This is a genomic window from Rhodococcoides sp. S146-33, from assembly GCF_059489205.1.
The window spans coordinates 630,153-648,129 of record NZ_JCAJWY010000001.1 but is presented as its reverse complement, the minus strand read 5'-3'; the positions used below and the strand labels follow the sequence as shown (position 1 = coordinate 648,129).

The following is a 17,977-nucleotide window of genomic DNA, read 5'->3' as shown; positions in this document are numbered from 1 at the left end:
TTCTGCGCCCATCGCTATCAGGGGAGACCCTGAACACCACCCTATGATGGACGTCATGCGCATCGGAGCACACGTCCGCGACAGCAGCGACCCTCTCGGTACCGCCGAGGCGCTCGGCGTCGATCTGGTCCAGATGTTTCTCACCGATCCGCAGAAGTGGAACAAGCTGGAACCACACCCGCAGGGCGAGGCTCTGCTGGCCGGCTCGGTCGATGTGGTGGTGCACTCGTCGTACGTGCTCAACGTCGCGAGCTTGAACAATCGGATCCGCATCCCGTCCAGGAAGGCCGTCGTCGAGCAAGCAGTCGCCGCAGCCGAGATCGGGGCCATCGGGCTGGTCGTGCACGGCGGCCACGTCCGCGAGGGCGAGGACACCGCCAAGGGAATCGACAACTGGCGCAAGCTCTTCGAGCGTCAGGCCGAGCAGGGCGGCTTCGCGGTGCCGATCTTCGTCGAGAACACCGCGGGTGGGGACTCGGCAATGGCTCGCCACTTCGACGACATCGCCCGGCTCTGGGACGCGATCGGCGAGTTCGGTGCAGGCTTCTGCCTGGACACCTGCCATGCGTGGGCAGGCGGCGAGGATCTCGTCGACGTGGTCGATCGCATCAAGGCAATCACCGGTCGAATCGATCTGGTGCACCTGAACAACTCGCGCGACGAATTCGACTCGGCCAGAGACCGGCATGCGAACCTCGGCGCCGGAACCATCGACGCCGAGATCCTGACCGCAGTCGCATTGGCCGCCGACGCGCCGGTGATTCTCGAGACGCCGCCCGAGGGGATCGAGGACGACGTCAGGCTGCTGAAGAGCCTGTAGCGACGGATGCGATCGTGGTCAGGTGGTGGGCGGCTACCGACCACAGTCGGATCAGCTCGTCCATTCCTCTGAGATCTGCAGCCCAGGTCACGTGTGCCTGCGCGGTACCGGGCCCCGCTGTGGTGATGGCGATGTCGATGGCGTGATCGCGGCTGGGCTGTGCCAGGACATCGTCACGGACGATGATCTGCGCTCCCGCGCGCGAAGCCAGAGCTGGGTAGTTACGCGTCAGTGCGTAGTCGCGGCCACCGTTCGGCACCGAGGCGAGTCGACTCGAGACGTCGGCGAGAAGGTGCTGCCCGTGGTCGGCGGCGGTGAGGGCGTCGGCGTGGACCGCGGGGAGCCGGACCGGGTGAACTGCTGCGGCACCCTCGAGATCGAGGTCGACCAGCACGCCGGCCGAGGATCCGCGGCAGTTGTTTCTCTGCCAGGTGCACACGGCCGATCCCAGAGCAGCAAGCAGCAGGACGCGGGGTTGGTGGACGCCGTTCGGCGACGCGAATGTCACCGAGGTCTGCTCGAATGTCGTGGGCCGTTCGGCGAGCAGCGGGCGTTCCGCCGGTGTCAGGACGGCGACCCAGTACGGAACCTGCTCGGCCACCTCGGTGCAGAGAGTACGTCCGAGCTGGGCCGGGCTGATCGTCTCCTCGCTTGTCAGTCTCTGTCGCGCGAGTCGTAGCGGTGCGAACACGGTCACGCCGGGGAACCCCACTTCCGGTGCAGATTGTCCTAGCCTTACCTAATTCTCTAAGGCTAGCTCGAGCCCGGATCGGGTGCCAGGACACCCCTGCGCGGATCGATCGCGCGCAGCACGGGAATACCGGGGGAGACCGGCAGGGTTCCGGTCTCCAGATCGTCGAGCAGCCCTTCGGACCAGGCCAACAAGCCGCTGACGTCGACACCGTGCGGAGGGTCGGCCTCGAAGCCGACCAAGCGATCGTGTCCCTGCCGAAGGAGCGATGCGGCACCGATGCGATTACCGCGCAAGAGGTGCGTCAGGCCGACGGCGAGTTGGGCGAGTCCTTGCCACAGCGGACGCTCGTCGGTCGGGCAGCTCTTCCACGTGCCCTCGAGTACTTCGTGTGCGTGGAACGGCATGTTCGCATCGAGGAACTTCTGCGCCTCGACGAGTGCTGCGCCGGGCGGAAGCCGCACGTCGTCGGGCACGCGTGGAATTCCGCTTCCCCCGCGGGCGAGGGGTCGCCCGAGACCGTCGCGAGGCCTGGCATTGAGGGGCTTACCGCGCGCATCGCGCTCGCGTTCGGTCATGGCGGTCACCCTAGTGGGTGGGCACCGCTCCCTCGGTCGTTTGCCGCGCAGACGACCGCGCGGTGACGACGCCCAGGGCGATCAGTGCAGCAGCGGACGTCACGACCATGGTGATGGACACGGCCACCGCATCGTTTCCGAGTGCGCCTACGACAGGAGCGACGATGGCACCGAGACCGAACTGCGCCGCTCCGAGAAGTGCAGCAGCACCACCTGCGGCCTCACCGTGCCGGGACAAAGCGAGTGCAGGCGCGTTGGGCATCACGAATCCGACGGCCCCGAGAACGAACCACAGTGGGACGACGAAGCCCGCCATACCGCCGGTCCCGGTCACCGCCAATGCCACCATGATTCCGCCGGCGACGACGCCGAACGACAGTGCCGACAGCACGATCTGCACCGGGGCGAAGCGTCCGAGCAGGAGGACGTTGAGCTGGGATGCACCGATCAAGGAAATGGCACCGGCCGCGAAGACGATGGCGAATTGTTGCTCGTCGAGGCCGAACTCCTCCTGGAGGACGAACGACGAGCCGGCGACGTACGCGAAGAGCGACGACATGGCCAGGGCTGCGACCATGACGAGGACGACGAACTGCGCATCGCCCAACAGTGATCGGTAGGTCCGGAGCACGGGCATGACGCCGCTGGCCCGACGACGCTCGGGCGGCAGGGACTCGCGCAGCGACACGATCGCCAGCGTCATCAACGCCACTCCCATGATCGCCAACGCGGCGAAGACGAGCCGCCACGAGCCGACGAGAAGCACTGCACCGCCGAGCGACGGTGCAAGAACCGGCGCGACACCCATGACGAGCATCAGCCGCGACAGCACGGTGGCGGCCGCGCGGCCACTGAACAGATCACGCACGATGGCCATTGCCACCACCGCGGCCGCGGCAGCGCCGAGACCCTGTACGACGCGCAGCCCACCGAGAACGGCGATGTTCGGGGCCATGATGCAGGCCACGGAAGCGAGGATGTGTACCCCGGTACCGACGATCAGGGGTAGTCGTCGGCCGACGATGTCCGACAGCGGCCCGATGACGAGTTGGCCGAGGGCGAGCCCGACCAACGTGCCGGCGAGCGTGAGCTGCACGGCGGACGACGGAGTGTTCAGGTCGTCGGCGATGGCAGGCAGGGCCGGCAGGTACATGTCGATGGTCAACGGACCGAGGGCGATGAGCGCGCCGAGTACCAGAATCACCCGCAGGCGCTCCCGCGACGTCGGCTCGGTCACAGTCGCCTGGGCGGTCGTAATCGGCGCTGACGGGTTTGGGGCGGTCGTATTCGTCACTGACGTGTTCGATGCTGGGGCCACCCGAAGGTCAGCAACCGGGGTACTCGTTCTGTTCCCGTTGCTGACTACAACTTTCGTGTTCTACGCCACGGCGTCGGACAGAACCGTCAGTTTTTCGACTTCCTGGCTGGTCAGAGTCAAGGCCGGTGCGTCGAGCAGGGCGGGCAGCTGAGACATCTTGCTCGCACTGGCAATGGGCGCGGTGATGCCTGGACGCGCCAGCAACCAGGCGAGAGCAACGCTCGAAATCTTGGCGGATCGCGATTCGGCTATCTCACGCAGACCCTGCACCACGTCGAGCCCGGCATCGGAGAAGTATCCCGTGGTCAACCGCTCGCGCTGTTGGCCGGCGAGGTCCTCGCGGGTGCGGTACTTGCCCGTCAGGAATCCGGCGGCGAGGGAGAAGTACGGAAACACGCCGAGGTCGTGCTCGACAGCCAGCTTCTGCAACTCGCCCTCGTAGTCGCGACGGGCGACCAGGTTGTAGTGCGGTTGCAGCGCGATCGGAGCGGCGAACCCGTTCTCCTTCGCCAGTTCGAGCCACTCGCGCACCCGCGCCGGGGTGTAGTTCGAGATGGCGACGTGGCGAACCTTGCCTGCCGTGACCAACTCGTCGAATGCGGCAAGAGACTCGACCAGCGGGGTCTTGTCGTCGTCGTAGTGCGCGTAGTAGACGTCGATGTGGTCGGTCTGCAACCGGGTGAGCGACGCGTCGGCGGCAGCCCGGATGTTGTCCGGGGCCAGCCCGCGGAAATCGGGATGCTGGCTGACCTTGGTGGCGATGACCACGTCGTCGCGGTTGCCACGTGCGTTGGTCCACTTGCCGATGATCGTCTCGGACTCACCGCCGGAGTTGCCGTCGGCAAACGCCGAGTACGAGTCGGCGGTGTCGACAAAATTGCCTCCGCCTGCGGTGAAGGCGTCGAGAATCTCGAAGGACGCAGCCTCGTCGCTGGTCCAGCCGAAGGTGTTCCCGCCGAGAGCGAGCGGAAAGATGTCGAGATCGGAACGGCCGATGGCAACCACGGATAAACCCCTTACGTTGGCGTACAACTCGACTGTACGAGCAGCCGAGGGCTCAGTGCCACGTGTGGTCCACCAGAGCGGTTCGGGGACCGAACTTCGGCTTGGTGGCCTTCCCGCTCAGGTACAGCAGTCGAATCGCGCGATGCCTGTGCGGAGCCAAGGGCCGCAGATACTCGACCATCTCCGCGTCGTCGATCGGTCTCCCCAGCAGTGACCAGCCCACCACCGACGCCAGGTGATAGTCGCCCACCGACAACGCGTCGGGATCCCCCAGGGCGCGTTGTGCCGTCTCCGCCGCGGTCCAGATGCCGACGCCCGGGATTGCCCGTAGCCTGCGCTGCGCATCCTCGGGTGTCATCGTCGACGCCTCCTCCAGGCGACCGGCCGCCTGCGCGGCGCGCACGATGGTCTTCGACCGGGCCGGGTCCACGTTGGCGCGGTGGTACTCCCACGAGGGAATGCGACGCCACACGTCGGGAGTGGGGAAGACGAACATCGGTTTGGGAGTCGGTCCCGGTGCGCTCTCGCCGAACTTGCTCACCAGAGAGCGCCACGAACCGAACGCCGAAATACCGTGTACGCGTTGCTCGATGATCGCCGGGATCAAAGCCTCGAGCACCAGACCGGTTCTGCCCAGCCGCAGGTGCGGCAGCTGCCGATGTGCCTCTTGCAGAATCGGGTGCTCCGGCGCGAACGTCGAGGCGTCGTCTTCCAGGCCGAGCAGCGCGGGCACCGCGTCCAGCAGTTCGGGTGCGCCGGGACCCCACGCGCGGGCCTGAACACTGGTTTTCGAGGCCTGCATCAGGCGGTACGTCACCGGACCCGACAGCATCCTCGACGTGCGCCAGATTCCGCCGTCCGGCGTCGACCCGTAGGTGGGATCCCCGCGGCCCCGACGCAGTGGCGACAGCGACATCCGCACGTCGAACCGCGTCTCGGACGTGACGAGGCGAGCGATTCCGCTGGACTCGGTGGCGTCGGACATGGCGGTTCGTCACCTCCTGGAGTGTGCAGGGCCGGCGTCGACGGTGTATCTCTGGCAGAGCCCAGTCAACACCTTCGGCGGAGTCGCCGGGAAATAACGTGCACCCGCACAAGGAGGACAATCGTGACTCGTTCGAGGGCAGCATCGTTCGTCGGGGTCGCATTCGCGTTCGTCGTCGCGATGATGGGCACGACGATGCCGACGCCGCTCTATTCGCTCTACGAGGTCGAGTTCGGGTTCTCCGTATTCGTCGTCACGTTGGTGTTTGCCGCATACGCGGTGGGCGTGCTCGGGGCACTGTTGGCCTTCGGTCGTTGGTCCGATTCGCTCGGTAGGCGGCCGATGTTGCTGGGGGCCATCGCTTTCGGTCTTGTCAGTGCCGTGGTGTTCGTGACTGCGGATTCACTGACGGCCCTGGTGATCGGGCGGGTGTTGTCCGGTCTCTCGGCCGGGATCTTCGTGGGTACCGCCACGGTGACCCTGCTCGAGTTGGTTCCCGACAGGTGGCGTGATCGGGCTCCGGCGATCGCCACTGCTGCCAACATCGGAGGTCTGGGTCTCGGACCGCTGGTGGCCGGTCTGCTGGCGGAATACCTGCCGCAGCCCTTGCGGCTGACGTTCTTCGTCGACATCGCCCTGTTGGTCGTCGCGGGTGTGGCGGTGTTCTTCGCGCCGGAGACCGTTCGGGTCGCCGCCGGAGCGCGTCCCCACATGCAGCGACTGTCCGTTCCGATCGAGGTCCGTGGCACTTTTCTGCGGGCTTCCATCGGTGGCTTCGCGGGGTTCGCGGTGCTCGGCCTCTTCACCGCGGTGTCACCGGGCTTCATCGGGGGTGTGCTGGAGATCGACAACCACGCGGTCACCGGGGCCGTGGTGTTCTCCGTCTTCGCTGCATCGGCCGTTGCCCAGATCGCCCTGCGCCGGGCCGATCCGGTGTCGGCGCAACGATGGGGCTGCCTCGTGTTGATGCTCGGGTTGGTGGTCCTGGCACTGTCTCTGCTCGTGGTCTCGCTGCCGGTTCTGGTGATCGCAGCCCTGCTGTGCGGAGTCGGGCAGGGCGTGACGTTCAGCAACGGGATGTCGACCATCGACGCCGGACTTCCGGCCGAACGTCGAGCAGAAGTGACCTCCACCTTCTTCGTGGTGCTGTACATCGCCATCTCGGTGCCGGTCATCGGGGCCGGGTCCGTGGCGAACGAATGGGGACTGGTGACCGCGGGAGTGGTGTTCTCCGTGATCATCGCGGCGCTCGCGGCGGTCGCGTTCGTACTGTTGACTCTCGACGGCAGGAAGGTCGGAGCGATCCGCCCGTCCTGAAGCGATTCGCCGTGCGCCGGAATCGATTCGCCGCGGTACTCGGTCGACCACCAAGTAACTCGAGGGCGCTGAGCGAGTCACCCGAGGTTTGTCGGTGGCCCGACGTAGGGTCTGAGACCGTGATCATCGTGAGTACGGACGGCTCGTGTCTGCGTAACCCCGGCGGAGCAATCGGGTGGGCGTGGGTAAATCACACGGGGCCGAGCAACTCCGGTGGTGAGCCCTCGGGCACCAATCAGGTAGCCGAACTCCGTGCCCTGCTCGAGGCAGTTCTGGCCCACCCCGGCCCCGAACCGTTGCTGATCGAGTCCGATTCTCAGTACGCAATCAAATGTGCGTCCGAGTGGCTCGCCGGCTGGAAGCGCAAGGGATGGAAGACGGCGAGCGGCACCCCGGTACGCAACCTCGAGCTCGTGCAGAACATCGAGCGGGCCATCACCGACCGTGAAGGGCCGGTCCGGTTCCGGTGGGTCCGCGGACACGTCGGCAATCACTTCAACGAAGCAGCCGACGCCTTGGCCGGCGAAGCTGCCCGGGCCATCGCAGCCGCAGGAGCCAACGCCGGATCCAGGCCTGCCGAGACCGCACCCACCGAGAAAGAGCCGGCTCGGAGCGCTGCGCCACAGTCCTCGGAGCCGGAGATCGCGACGCTGTTCTGACGGTTCTGCTCGGCAGTCAGCCGCGAGGTTTCATGCGGGCGTTCGGAAGTTCGGGCGCATGGAGCCGCGGGCCGGGGTAGCCCTCGACGGTGCCGAATTGGCCGTTCTCGGCCTCGTAGGCCGCGCGATACTCGACGACGTCGTCGTGACTGCGGCCGACGAAGTTCCACCACATCACGATCTGCTCGCCGAACGGCGGACCGCCCAGTAGCAGGAACCGAACCGGATCCTGCGTCGAATTGTGCAGGTGCAGTTCGTGTTCACCGGGTTCGACATAACCCAGTTCGGCAGGACTCAGCTCGGTGTCGGCCAGGGTCATCGATCCTCGGTCCACGATGATCCCGTGCTCGAACGTCGGGTCGACCTCGAGAGTCACCCGCGCACCGGCGTCGAGCACCATCTCTGCCCCGAGCAACGGGGTGAACGTCGACACCGGGGAGGTCTCGCCCAGCACGGTGCCGAGGAACACCCGGGCGGTGAGGCCGGGTGCAGTGACCGGCTCGGGCACATAGTGCTCGAATGTCGGCGCAACGAAACGGGACACGGCCGGAAGAGCGACCCACAACTGCATGCCGTGCAGGATGTCGGTCTGCGGTGTGGATACCTCGGAGTGACTGATGCCGCGACCGGCCGTCATCAGGTTCAGTTCGCCTGGCCGGACCATAGCGTGCGAACCGACACTGTCGCGGTGCTCGATCTCGCCCGAGAACAGCCAGCTGACCGTCTGCAATCCGGTGTGCGGGTGCGGTGCGACGTCCATACGCGAGCGTTCCGGGCCGTAGTGATCGGCGAAACACCATGCACCGATAAGGGATCGGTCCTTGTGGGGCAGGGTGCGACGAACTTTCATGGCGCGGGGACCGCCGAGTGGAACTTCGCGAGGGGTGAGGACCTGGATCATGTGTGCTCCCGATGTCTACTGGACGAGCGATGCGGTTCCGCTGAGCAACCGCACGTCGTAGGACTCGGCCACACCGTGCTGCTCGGAGGACCCGCCGTGCACGGTGTACAGCACTGCGTAGGAGGTGAAGGTGACGGATTGGCTGTCATCGGCGTCGATGGTGACGCGAGGCAACACGACCAGCAGGTGTGTCCGGTTGCCGTCCGAGAGGGTCTGCACGAGGGTGCGCACCTCGAACCCCAGATCGGAACGGGTGACGTCGGTCGATTCGAGCGTCTCACCACTGAGTACGAGTTGCGCCGCCCAGACTCCGGCGGATCTGTGGGCGTCGACGGTCCCGGCCATGTCGTCGCCACTGAAGTCGTAGTGGTTCGCTGCTGTGAAAGGCATGGTCACAGGCTATGCCCAGGCGGGCCGAAAAACTTCGAAAGAATTTCCCATCCGGACCCATCCACCCTGTGGAGGGCAGCGAATGCAAGGTGAGACACCCGCTGCTGCTGTCGCCCCCGACCGCCGTCAGTAGTGGGTGTCTCCCTTATTTTGCGAGGTGAGTGCCCACGGACCTCGGCGCGGATCCTCGCCCGCATTCGGCCAATGGGGACATGTCGATCCGAGCAATGTTCGTACCGCCGCCCGTCGAGGCGCTTCGCCCGATCTGTCGGCGTAACTCACCAGGTAACCGGCGATTTCTATGCCCAAACGACCAGTTTCGTCGCTGAACGAAACGCGGATCGGTAGGCTGCGTCAGCGGGGCCAATTCGTTTCACCAGGGGGAGCCCTCATGCGCAAAGACTTCCGACTGCCCGCCTCGCGGCACAATCCATCGCCGGTTGATCGAACCGATGGTTCTGTTCGGGTTCATGGCAAGACACGCAGTCGGCACCGCGCACGATCGATCTCGGCGTCGCGGCCGAGATCGATCTCTGGCCTCGTCACTCCTGCGCTCGGCCCCGAACCCAGCGCTGCACAAGTAGTTCGCCACTGGTTCGTCACTCCGCACGACTTCGACTGGGTCTTCGTGCACAAGTCGACCCGTCCCCTGCACCGTTTGCTCCGAGTCGTGTTCGCCGGCTGTGTCGCGCTGTATGCCGCCGTGTCGATTCTCATGTTGGGCTCGCCGAACGGTCCGACCGGTACGGGTCCCGTCGCCTACGTGATTTTCGTCCTGGTTCTGCAGGTCGCCGTGATCGTGTGGTTGCTGGTCGGCCCATTGCCCGACCGCAAGTGGCAGTTGGTCGCGTTCCTGGTGTTCGGCGATGTGGGCCTTGCGTCCGTGATCCTCCTCGATGTGCCCACGTCGGCGTTGATCGGCACGTTCCTCTTTGCGATGACCGGGTCGATGTGCACCTTCTTCCTCGGCCCGAAACTGCTTGTCGCGCATCTCGTATTCGCCAACTTGGTGATCCTCTACATCGGTGCGGCCGCGTACGTGCAGGGTCTATGGGGTCCGTGGGATGCGATCGCCGCCGTGCTGGTCGCGTCGGGTGCCACGTCGGGTGTCCCGATCTTCGCGCAGATCGCGTGGTCGTTGGTGTCCGAGGATGCACGACAATCCGAGGTCGATCCGCTGACCCGAGCGAAGAACAGACGCGGTCTGCAGAACGCGATCGAAGATCTGTGGGCCGTCGCTCATGGCAAGCAATTGGCGTTCGCTCTCGTTCTCGTGGACATCGATCGGTTCAAGGCCGTCAACGACCGTTACGGACACGACCAGGGCGACGCCGTCATCGTGTTGGTCGCCGAGAGACTCTGCAGCCACGTCGGAACGTCGGGGGTGGTAGCTCGAACAGGCGGTGAGGAGTTCGTTGCCGTCCTCGTCGGTGAGACGGAACAATTGTGCGCGCTGGCGCTCGAGGTCAGCGAGACCCTGACTCATCGGTCGGACCCGATACCGGTGACGGTGAGTGCGGGTGCAGTGGTGCTCCCTCCAGGTTCCGCTGCCTGGAAATCAGGGTTGAAAGTGGTCAATGCCGCTACGCGTGCGGCTGATTCGCACATGTACCGCGCGAAGTCGTCGGGCGGAAACCGAACGATGCTGGAGACGATGTAGACGGGGACCGTTGTGTGGACCATGTTCGGCCGTCGGACATCGAAGGACGTTGCGGCGCTGCGGCATCCGATCGCCGTCTACCTCGCGGGTGCCGGGAATTCACTGCGCGGGAACTCACTGGACACCGATCTCCCGTAGCCTCGCCGACCATGCGATTCGTGAGATACATGGCTGTGGCATGCGTTTCCGCTCTGGCTCTGACCGCGTGCGGAACCGAATCGACCACAGACCCGGCATTGCCGGAAAGTGGCTCGGCACCACTCGGCTCGTTCGACCTGCAGGCGCATCGCGGCGGCCTGGGCCTGGTCACCGAGAGCACGATCGAATCGTTCTCCAATGCACTGCAACTCGGAGTCAGCACCCTCGAACTGGACACTCAGATCACCGAGGACGGCGTCGCGATCGTCACGCACGACCGCAAGGTTTCCGACAAGAAGTGCATCGACACCGGTGCATCCACGCCGGGAGACCCGGACTTTCCGTACGTCGGAAAGTTCGTCAACACACTGACTCTCGCGCAGATCCGCACACTCGATTGCGGTGCGTTGCCGCTCGCGGACTACCCGGAGCAACGACGCGTGCCCGGTGCTCGCATGCCGACGCTCACCGAGGTGCTGGATCTGGTGAAGTCGGTCGACGCGCCGGACGTGAAGCTGAACGTCGAAACAAAGGTCGAGGCAGGCAGCCCGACCGAAACCGCTCCACGCGAACAGTTCGTCGACACCGTGCTGGGGACGATCGAGGAAGCAGGCATGCTGGACCGGATCACTGTGCAGAGCTTCGACTGGGGCGCACTGAAACTGGTTCGAGACGACGAGCCCGAGGTGCCGGTGGTCGCGCTGACCAATGGCGACTTCTTGCAGGTCGGCCAGGACGGTGCTTCACCCTGGCTCGGCGGACTGGACATCGACGATTTCGGTGGAGACGCGATCGCCGCGATCGATTCGTTCGGAGCGTCCGCCTACTCGCCGGTGCAGGGAAACCCGCAAAGCGGCAAGGTCGGCGACCCCGACTTCGATCTCTTTGTCACGCAGGCAATGGTCGACGCCGCCCACGAGCGCGGAATCCGAGTAATCCCCTGGACCGTCGACGACCCCGACACGATGCGTGCCTTGATGGACCTGGGCGTCGACGGGCTGATCACCGACTACCCCGACCGCGTGCGCACCGTCATGAGCGAGCGCGGACTTCCGCTGCCAGAACCCGCGCGGTGAGTGCGCGGCGGGAGACTTACAGCGGGTAGCCGACCCCGGTCAACTTCTCGCTGACGTCCCACAGCTTTGCCGCGAGAGCGGGATCCTGTGCCATGCGAGTCATCGACGCCGGGCCTGGCTTGCCCCGTGATTCGAACAGCGATGTGGGGCCGCTGTAGGTGCCGCCGCCCGCGACGTCGACGGCATAGATCGTCGGAAGTGATCCGGCACGGGCAGATTGCGAGATGAACTTCAATCCGATGGGTGCCAGTGCCCCCAGGATCTTGTTGCTGCCCAAGCCGTCCGGGCTCGTGTACAGCTCGGTCGAGGAGATACCGGGGTGCGCAGCATTGCTGGTCACTTTCGATCCGGCTTTGTCGATCCGGCGCTGTAGTTCCAGCGCGAACAGGATGTTCGCGAGCTTGGAGTTCGCGTACCCACGCTGAGCGTTGTAGCCCCGCTCGAGCTGGAGATTGTCGAAGTCCAGTTTAGGGCGCTGACGGTGCGCGACGGAGGCGATGGTGGTGATCTTCGCGTCGTCGGCGAGCTTGGGAAACAGCAGGCCGGTCAGGGCGAAGTGACCGAGGTGATTGGTGCCGAGCTGCAGCTCGAATCCGTCCTCGGTCTCGGTCCGAGAGGCCGGCATCATGACGCCTGCGTTGTTGATCAGTACGTCGATCGACTCGGGAGCCGAATCGGCATAGGTCCGCACCGAGGCCAGGTCGGCGAGATTCAGAGTTGCCGTGTCGACGGTTCCGTTCGGTGCCTCCGCTCGGATCTTCGCCGCTGCGGACTCGGCTTTCTCCTGGTTACGGCACGCCAGCGTCACATGGTCGCCACGTTTCGCGAACTCCAAGGCGGTGAAGTAGCCGATACCGGTGTTCGCTCCGGTGATGACAACGCGTCTCTGCTTGGTTTCAGGCACGGCGTCAGGCTACCGGTCTGCTCTAGGATCCGCCTGTGAGCACAGCAGAATCCGACGAACATCCGGACTTTCCGAAGGGGACCGGAAATCCTGCGTCCCGGGCGTTCCGTGCGGCCGGTTATCGGTGTCTCGACGACCTCGCAGGTGTGTCGGCGGCAGAGTTGAGAACACTGCACGGGGTAGGCCCGAAGGCGCTCGCGGTCGTCCAGGCAGCACTCGAGCAGACCGGTAGATCACTCGGCTGAGGGTCCGTCCCAGTGACTCGGACCGGTCAGGGATCGGGGCAGTCGAGTTGCTCGATCACCCCGTGCCGCATCGATCTGGAACTGGGTGGCATAGATGCTGCCGCGCAGGTCTGCGCCACGGAGGTCGGCACCCCGAAGGTCCGCGCCGATCACATCGGCGAGCCGCAGGTCGGCTCTGCGTAGGTCGGCTCCGATGAGATACGTGCCGCGTAAGCTCGCGCCGCGCAGATCGGCATCGGCCAGCTTTGCGCCGATCAGGTCGCGTCCACGGTAGTTCGGCTTCTTGCCCGATACCTCGGCGCGCACCAGATCGCTTGCGTCCAGCAGTACTTCGTTGATTCGTGAGCGCATGGCGGAGACGTCGACCGACATCAGGATGTCGGGAGTCGCCGACGTGAGCGAATCCAGTTCGTCGTACTCGCTGGTGAGCCGGGTATGCAGGCTGCCGGTCGACTGTCGGCTACGCGCATCCGCCAGATACCAGAGCAGTTCGTGCAGATCACGCATCACCGGGAAAACCGCGAACATCTCCGACGCGTTCGACGGCTGCTGCCGCCAGTCCCGTCCCTCGAACGTCGACTGCGACACTTTCTGGCCCGCACCGAAGCAGTCGTAGACCGTGCACCCGGGAAAACCCTTCTCCCGGAGCGACGAGTGAATGCCGCAACGCGAATCCTCGAGGAGGTTGCGGCACGGCTCCCCGGCGGCCTTGTCCATTGCGAAATCCGACGACTTCGAGAAGGGTAATGCGACGCAACAGAGCCCGAAACAACTGCCGCAATCGGCCAGCAAGTTCTCGGGCGCATGCATACGTCCACTCTGTCCCTCGACGCAAGGCCGGGTCAAACGAGATTCACTCGGGTGGATCGAGAAGCGCGATCAGTTTCTTCGGTGCCCTGGTGCAGTAACTCTCGGTGATCAGCTCGCCGAGTTCGACGCGGTCCACGGAGCCGTCGAGTTTCATGCCGATGATCTCCGGACCCCAACCTGGAGCGAAGAAGCCGTGTCGATTCGACAATGCGTCGAGTTCTGTTCCGCGGGAACGGAAAACGAGGACGGTGGCCGGGCCGTCGGTACCTGCGGCCTTCGCGAACGCCGGCGGACCACCGTCGCGAATCTCGAGCAGGTGGGCAAACGTCCGACCGCGTATCCGCCAGCGGGTACCGACCCAGGCTTGCTCTTCGTACGTCTCGGGCAGCGCCAGGCATATTCGACGGACTGTGAAATCCCAGTTCATCGACCTCTCCTCTCCTGCCACATACCGGGCTACAGTATTTCAACGGGGCAGCTGGGCGCACAGCAATCCAGGAGGTCGTCCGCGGTGGAACCAGGGTTCGACGAGGTGGTGTCCGCGTTGCGCGCTGCCGGGTGTGTGTTCGCCGAGGAGGAAGCCGAGGTCCTCGTCGAGTCCGCCTCGAACCCGGGAGAGCTCGTAGAAATGCTGAGGCGTCGCATCGCCGGTGAACCGCTGGAGCACGTCGTCGGGTGGGTGTGGTTCTGTGGTCGACGCATCGCCGTCGAACCGGGCGTGTTCGTTCCCCGTCGCCGCACCGAGTTCCTCGTCGAATGTGTTGCCGCACTGCATCCTTCGGCGCTCCTCGACCTGTGTTGTGGGTCCGGTGCGATCGGGCTGTCGGTCCCTGGCGTCATCGAGTTGCATGCGGCCGATGTCGACGCCGCGGCGGTGGAGTGCGCCGAACGAAACCTCGATGCCGTCGGAGGCACCGTGTACCGCGGCGACCTGTTCGACGCGCTGCCGCAGGAACTGCACCACAGATTCGACGCGATAGTCGTCAACGCCCCGTATGTCCCGACGGGCGAGATCGGGCTGATGCCGAGGGAGGCGCGACTCCACGAGCCGCACGTCGCGCTCGACGGCGGCGTGGACGGTGCTCATCTCCATCGCCGTGTTGCAGCGCAGGCCCATGTGTGGCTGGCTCCGCATGGCAGTTTGCTCATCGAAACCAGCGCGCTACTGGCGAATTCGACGATACAGGCATTTTCGGAGGCGGGGTTCGCGGCCAGTACCAGCCAATCCGAGACGTTCGATGCCGTCGTGGTGATCGGTTCGATCAGCGAATAGTGATCCAACTCGTGTTTCGATAGCGGGTCTTGGTGGCATTCCCGGCCCATGACTACATTGCTGTTCGCTGTAACCGCTGCCGACCACTGGACCCTGAACGACGGAAGCAAGCATCCCACCGGGTACTGGGCCGAAGAGCTCGTCGAATCTCACCGCACCTTCGTGGACGCAGGATGGGACATAACCGTGGCCACGCCGGGCGGTAAAGCACCGGTCGTCGACGAGGGCAGCCTGGCAGTCGACGCCAACGGCGGTGACGAGCAGAAGGTCGCGGATCAGAAGAGCTACCTCGCGTCGATCGAGTCGATCCTGTCCTCGCCCGCCGTGCTGGAGGATCAGAAGGCCTCGGACTTCGACGTCGTGTTCGTCCCCGGCGGCCACGGCCCGATGGAGGATCTCGCCGTGTCGACAAGCTTCGGCGCGCTCGTGGTCGACTTCCTCGACGCGAACAAGGTGGTCTCCGCGGTGTGCCACGCGCCCGCCGCCCTGCTGCCCGCCGTGCGCTCCGATGGATCCTGGGCCTTCGACGGGTACGAGCTCACCGGTTTCACCGACGAGGAAGAGACCCAGGCCGGCCTTGCCGACAAGGCTCCGTGGCTTCTCGAGACCCGGCTGCGGGACAACGGTGCCAAGTTCGAGAACGCCGATGCGTGGTCGCCGCACGTGGTCGTCGACCGGAACCTCTACACCGGACAGAACCCGGCCTCGACGCGGCCGCTCGCGGAAAAGCTGGTCAGCTCGCTGAAGTAGTCCTCCCGGCGGCCGGTGTTCTGCCCACGGAGAACACCGGTCAGCGGCGGGAACATCACTACTGCTTTCGAAGTTGAGTCCGGATAGCTCAATCTTTGGAGGAGAAGTGACCGAAACCGTTCGAGTCCCCGTACTGTTCCTGACCGATCCGATAGTCCTGCCTGGAATGGTGGTGCCCGTCGAACTCGACGAGGCCGCACGCGCCGCCGTCGACGCAGCGAAGGCAAGCAACGACGGGACTTTGCTAGTCGCGCCCCGACTCGAAGATCGTTACGCCGCCTACGGCGTTCTTGCCACCATCGTGCAGATGGGACGCCTGGCCGACGGAAGGCCGGCGGCCGTCATCAAGGCCACGCGCCGCGCACACATCGGCCACGGGGTCAGTGGTCCCGGTGCTGCCCTGTGGGTGGAGGCCGAGACCGTCGTAGACGAAGCCGCGAGTGAGGAACTCAAAGCCCTTGCGGCGGAATACAAGCAGCTGGTAGTCGCGATGCTGCAACGCCGTGACGCCTGGCAGGTGATCGACTCGGTCAACAAGCTCACCGATCCGAGCGCGATCGCCGATACCGCGGGTTATGCGTCGTACCTCACCGACGTTCAGAAGCGCGACCTTCTCGAAACACCGGACGTGGCAACTCGATTGACGTCGCTCATCGACTGGACCAAGGCCCATCTGGCCGAGGTCGAGGTGAACGACAAGATCTCCGGTGATGTCCGCGAGGGGATGGAGAAGACTCAGAAGGAGTTCTTGCTCCGCCAGCAATTGGCTGCCATTCGCAAGGAACTCGGCGAGGACGAGCCCGACGGTGCCGACGACTACCGAGGCCGCGTCGAGGCTGCCGACCTGCCAGAGAAGGTGCGCGAACAGGCCCTGCGCGAGGTCGGCAAGTTGGAGCGTGCCAGTGATCAAAGTCCGGAATCTGGCTGGATTCGAACCTGGCTCGACACCGTGCTCGACCTACCGTGGAGCAACACCACGACCGACAACACCGATATCGATTCTGCCCGTGCAGTTCTCGACGCGGATCATCACGGACTCGACGATGTGAAGGATCGCATCGTGGAGTATCTGGCCGTCCGTGCGCGCCGCTCCGAACGAGGTCTGCAGTCCGTCGGCGGCCGCGGATCCGGCGCTGTCATGGTGCTCGCGGGCCCGCCCGGGGTAGGTAAGACCTCGTTGGGCGAGTCCGTTGCACGCGCGCTCGGCCGCACCTTCGTGCGCGTCGCTCTCGGTGGTGTTCGTGACGAGGCCGAGATCCGTGGGCACCGCCGCACCTACGTCGGCGCACTGCCGGGCCGAATCGTACGGGCCATCGGCGAGGCGGGGTCGATGAATCCCGTTGTGTTGCTGGACGAAATCGACAAGGTCGGATCCGATTACCGCGGTGACCCCAGTGCCGCTCTGCTCGAGGTGCTGGACCCGGCGCAGAACCACACGTTCCGTGATCACTACCTCGACCTCGATCTCGACCTGTCCGACGTGGTGTTCCTCGCCACGGCCAACGTGATCGACCAGATTCCCGGCCCGTTGCTCGATCGTATGGAACTGGTGACCATCGACGGATACACCGAGGACGACAAGGTCGTCATCGCCCGGAACTATCTGCTTCCCCGTCAGATGGACAGGGCTGCGGTCACGTCCGAGGAGGTGACGGTGACCGACGCCGCACTGCGGAAGATCGCTGCCGACTACACCCGCGAGCCCGGCGTGCGGCAACTGGAGCGTTTGTTGGCAAAGGCCCTACGCAAGGTGGCTACGAAACTCGTGGGTACCGCCGACGTGCTGCAGATCGACGAGCCGGATCTGGTGACCTACCTCGGTCGTCCTCGCTTCACCCCCGAGGCACACGAGCGGACCGAAGTGCCCGGTGTGGCAACGGGTCTGGCGGTCACTGGACTCGGCGGTGATGTGCTGTTCATAGAGGCGGCCTCGACGGACGGCGATCCCGGGTTGAAGCTCACCGGTCAGCTGGGCGACGTGATGAAGGAATCTGCGCAGATCGCGTTGTCGTACGTGCGCTCGCACGCAGCACAATTCGGTGTCACACCCGAATCGCTCGATCGCAGCATCCACGTGCACGTTCCGGCGGGCGCGGTGCCGAAGGACGGTCCGTCGGCGGGCGTGACCATGGTGACGGCGCTGGTGTCGATGGCCACCGGACGGCCGGTGCGATCGGACGTCGGCATGACCGGTGAGGTCACGTTGAACGGCCGGGTGCTGCCGATCGGCGGGGTGAAGCAGAAGTTGCTCGCTGCGCAACGAGCGGGGCTGAAGACGGTGTTCATCCCGGCGCGCAACGAACCGGATCTGGACGATGTGCCCGCAGAAGTGCTGGAAGCGTTGGACGTCCGTCCGATGACCGATGTCGCCGACATCCTGGCGCTCGCGCTGGAGCCCGCGTCAGCAGCCGCGGCGGCGTGAGACTGCACTACCCGTGGCCGGCCCCGAGTGCGACT

The 17,977-nt window shown here is 65.2% G+C and carries 19 protein-coding genes; 9 read left to right on the top strand and 10 right to left on the bottom strand.

All coding sequences use genetic code 11. The features are described 5' to 3' along the window. Positions 1 to 55 precede the first annotated feature (55 nt). Complete coding sequence (locus AC5WEY_RS03080; protein ID WP_495644637.1) at positions 56 to 820, top strand: deoxyribonuclease IV; 765 nt, start codon at positions 56 to 58, stop codon at positions 818 to 820. Here AC5WEY_RS03080 and AC5WEY_RS03075 read toward each other — a convergent pair. The 5 genes from AC5WEY_RS03075 to AC5WEY_RS03055 all read right to left on the bottom strand — a co-directional run bounded on the left by AC5WEY_RS03075 (position 798) and on the right by AC5WEY_RS03055 (position 5,397). Next, positions 798 to 1,517 (bottom strand): hypothetical protein, encoded by a 720-nt coding sequence (locus AC5WEY_RS03075; protein ID WP_495644636.1) that lies wholly within the window; start codon positions 1,515 to 1,517, stop codon positions 798 to 800. The two genes, AC5WEY_RS03080 and AC5WEY_RS03075, sit on opposite strands and share 23 nt — an antisense overlap. A gap of 56 nt (positions 1,518 to 1,573) precedes the next feature. Further along, positions 1,574 to 2,089 carry a DUF309 domain-containing protein gene (locus tag AC5WEY_RS03070; RefSeq protein WP_495644635.1) on the bottom strand — a complete coding sequence of 172 codons (516 nt, stop codon included), beginning with the start codon at positions 2,087 to 2,089 and terminating at the stop codon, positions 1,574 to 1,576. Positions 2,090 to 2,099: 10 nt separating this feature from the next. After that, complete coding sequence (locus AC5WEY_RS03065; protein ID WP_495644634.1) at positions 2,100 to 3,383, bottom strand: multidrug effflux MFS transporter; 1,284 nt, start codon at positions 3,381 to 3,383, stop codon at positions 2,100 to 2,102. Between the two features lie 84 nt (positions 3,384 to 3,467). Then, the gene (locus tag AC5WEY_RS03060; protein WP_495644633.1) at positions 3,468 to 4,412 is read right to left on the bottom strand and encodes an aldo/keto reductase; all 945 of its coding nucleotides are present in this window, start codon (positions 4,410 to 4,412) and stop codon (positions 3,468 to 3,470) included. A 52-nt stretch (positions 4,413 to 4,464) separates the two neighbouring features. Then, a complete protein-coding gene (locus AC5WEY_RS03055) occupies positions 4,465 to 5,397 on the bottom strand; it encodes a DNA-3-methyladenine glycosylase family protein (protein ID WP_495644632.1) in 933 nt (310 codons plus the stop codon). 123 nt (positions 5,398 to 5,520) lie between these two features. On the opposite strand from AC5WEY_RS03055, the gene AC5WEY_RS03050 reads away from it, so the two are divergent. Both AC5WEY_RS03050 and AC5WEY_RS03045 read left to right on the top strand, forming a co-directional pair. Then, positions 5,521 to 6,714 carry an MFS transporter gene (locus tag AC5WEY_RS03050; protein WP_082520898.1) on the top strand — a complete coding sequence of 398 codons (1,194 nt, stop codon included), beginning with the start codon at positions 5,521 to 5,523 and terminating at the stop codon, positions 6,712 to 6,714. Between the two features lie 119 nt (positions 6,715 to 6,833). Beyond that, on the top strand, positions 6,834 to 7,373 hold the full coding sequence (locus tag AC5WEY_RS03045; protein ID WP_057476849.1) for a ribonuclease H family protein: 540 nt from the start codon (positions 6,834 to 6,836) through the stop codon (positions 7,371 to 7,373). 16 nt (positions 7,374 to 7,389) lie between these two features. Here AC5WEY_RS03045 and AC5WEY_RS03040 read toward each other — a convergent pair whose 3' ends face one another. Both AC5WEY_RS03040 and AC5WEY_RS03035 read right to left on the bottom strand, forming a co-directional pair. Continuing rightward, positions 7,390 to 8,274 (bottom strand): pirin family protein, encoded by an 885-nt coding sequence (locus AC5WEY_RS03040; RefSeq protein WP_057476850.1) that lies wholly within the window; start codon positions 8,272 to 8,274, stop codon positions 7,390 to 7,392. 15 nt (positions 8,275 to 8,289) lie between these two features. Next, positions 8,290 to 8,664 (bottom strand): hypothetical protein, encoded by a 375-nt coding sequence (locus tag AC5WEY_RS03035; protein WP_057476851.1) that lies wholly within the window; start codon positions 8,662 to 8,664, stop codon positions 8,290 to 8,292. A gap of 628 nt (positions 8,665 to 9,292) precedes the next feature. Between AC5WEY_RS03035 and AC5WEY_RS03030 the strand changes: the two genes are divergently transcribed. Both AC5WEY_RS03030 and AC5WEY_RS03025 read left to right on the top strand, forming a co-directional pair. After that, positions 9,293 to 10,324: a GGDEF domain-containing protein gene (locus AC5WEY_RS03030; protein WP_495644631.1), complete on the top strand. Its 1,032-nt coding sequence runs from the start codon at positions 9,293 to 9,295 to the stop codon at positions 10,322 to 10,324. A gap of 149 nt (positions 10,325 to 10,473) precedes the next feature. Beyond that, positions 10,474 to 11,538 (top strand): glycerophosphodiester phosphodiesterase family protein, encoded by a 1,065-nt coding sequence (locus tag AC5WEY_RS03025; protein ID WP_495644630.1) that lies wholly within the window; start codon positions 10,474 to 10,476, stop codon positions 11,536 to 11,538. 16 nt (positions 11,539 to 11,554) lie between these two features. On the opposite strand, the gene AC5WEY_RS03020 is transcribed toward AC5WEY_RS03025, so the two are convergent. Further along, positions 11,555 to 12,442 (bottom strand): oxidoreductase, encoded by an 888-nt coding sequence (locus AC5WEY_RS03020; RefSeq protein ID WP_495644629.1) that lies wholly within the window; start codon positions 12,440 to 12,442, stop codon positions 11,555 to 11,557. A 35-nt stretch (positions 12,443 to 12,477) separates the two neighbouring features. Between AC5WEY_RS03020 and AC5WEY_RS03015 the strand changes: the two genes are divergently transcribed. Then, a complete protein-coding gene (locus AC5WEY_RS03015; RefSeq protein ID WP_057476855.1) occupies positions 12,478 to 12,687 on the top strand; it encodes a helix-hairpin-helix domain-containing protein in 210 nt (69 codons plus the stop codon). Here the strand turns inward: AC5WEY_RS03015 and AC5WEY_RS03010 are convergent. Then, a complete protein-coding gene (locus AC5WEY_RS03010) occupies positions 12,676 to 13,497 on the bottom strand; it encodes a pentapeptide repeat-containing protein (RefSeq protein ID WP_495644628.1) in 822 nt (273 codons plus the stop codon). The genes AC5WEY_RS03015 and AC5WEY_RS03010 overlap by 12 nt on opposite strands. Before the next feature lie 43 nt (positions 13,498 to 13,540). Beyond that, complete coding sequence (locus AC5WEY_RS03005) at positions 13,541 to 13,924, bottom strand: MmcQ/YjbR family DNA-binding protein (RefSeq protein WP_495644627.1); 384 nt, start codon at positions 13,922 to 13,924, stop codon at positions 13,541 to 13,543. Positions 13,925 to 14,008: 84 nt separating this feature from the next. Between AC5WEY_RS03005 and AC5WEY_RS03000 the strand changes: the two genes are divergently transcribed. The 3 genes from AC5WEY_RS03000 (at position 14,009) to lon (ending at position 17,942) form a co-directional block, all read left to right on the top strand. Further along, positions 14,009 to 14,770 carry a putative protein N(5)-glutamine methyltransferase gene (locus tag AC5WEY_RS03000; protein WP_495644626.1) on the top strand — a complete coding sequence of 254 codons (762 nt, stop codon included), beginning with the start codon at positions 14,009 to 14,011 and terminating at the stop codon, positions 14,768 to 14,770. 48 nt (positions 14,771 to 14,818) lie between these two features. After that, a complete protein-coding gene (locus AC5WEY_RS02995; RefSeq protein ID WP_495644625.1) occupies positions 14,819 to 15,520 on the top strand; it encodes a type 1 glutamine amidotransferase domain-containing protein in 702 nt (233 codons plus the stop codon). Positions 15,521 to 15,626: 106 nt separating this feature from the next. Further along, on the top strand, positions 15,627 to 17,942 hold the full coding sequence (lon, locus tag AC5WEY_RS02990) for an endopeptidase La (RefSeq protein WP_495644624.1): 2,316 nt from the start codon (positions 15,627 to 15,629) through the stop codon (positions 17,940 to 17,942). Positions 17,943 to 17,977 lie beyond the last annotated feature (35 nt).

Bases quoted from the DNA above. Each gene is read 5' to 3' on its own strand.
- AC5WEY_RS03035 (WP_057476851.1), bottom strand. From the start codon at position 8,664: ATGCCTTTCACAGCAGCGAACCACTACGACTTCAGTGGCGACGACATG.
- AC5WEY_RS03010 (WP_495644628.1), bottom strand. From the start codon at position 13,497: ATGCATGCGCCCGAGAACTTGCTGGCCGATTGCGGCAGTTGTTTCGGG.
- AC5WEY_RS03070 (WP_495644635.1), bottom strand. From the start codon at position 2,089: ATGACCGAACGCGAGCGCGATGCGCGCGGTAAGCCCCTCAATGCCAGG.
- AC5WEY_RS03040 (WP_057476850.1), bottom strand. From the start codon at position 8,274: ATGATCCAGGTCCTCACCCCTCGCGAAGTTCCACTCGGCGGTCCCCGC.
- AC5WEY_RS03005 (WP_495644627.1), bottom strand. From the start codon at position 13,924: ATGAACTGGGATTTCACAGTCCGTCGAATATGCCTGGCGCTGCCCGAG.
- AC5WEY_RS02995 (WP_495644625.1), top strand. From the start codon at position 14,819: ATGACTACATTGCTGTTCGCTGTAACCGCTGCCGACCACTGGACCCTG.
- AC5WEY_RS03025 (WP_495644630.1), top strand. From the start codon at position 10,474: ATGCGATTCGTGAGATACATGGCTGTGGCATGCGTTTCCGCTCTGGCT.
- AC5WEY_RS03080 (WP_495644637.1), top strand. From the start codon at position 56: ATGCGCATCGGAGCACACGTCCGCGACAGCAGCGACCCTCTCGGTACC.
- AC5WEY_RS03055 (WP_495644632.1), bottom strand. From the start codon at position 5,397: ATGTCCGACGCCACCGAGTCCAGCGGAATCGCTCGCCTCGTCACGTCC.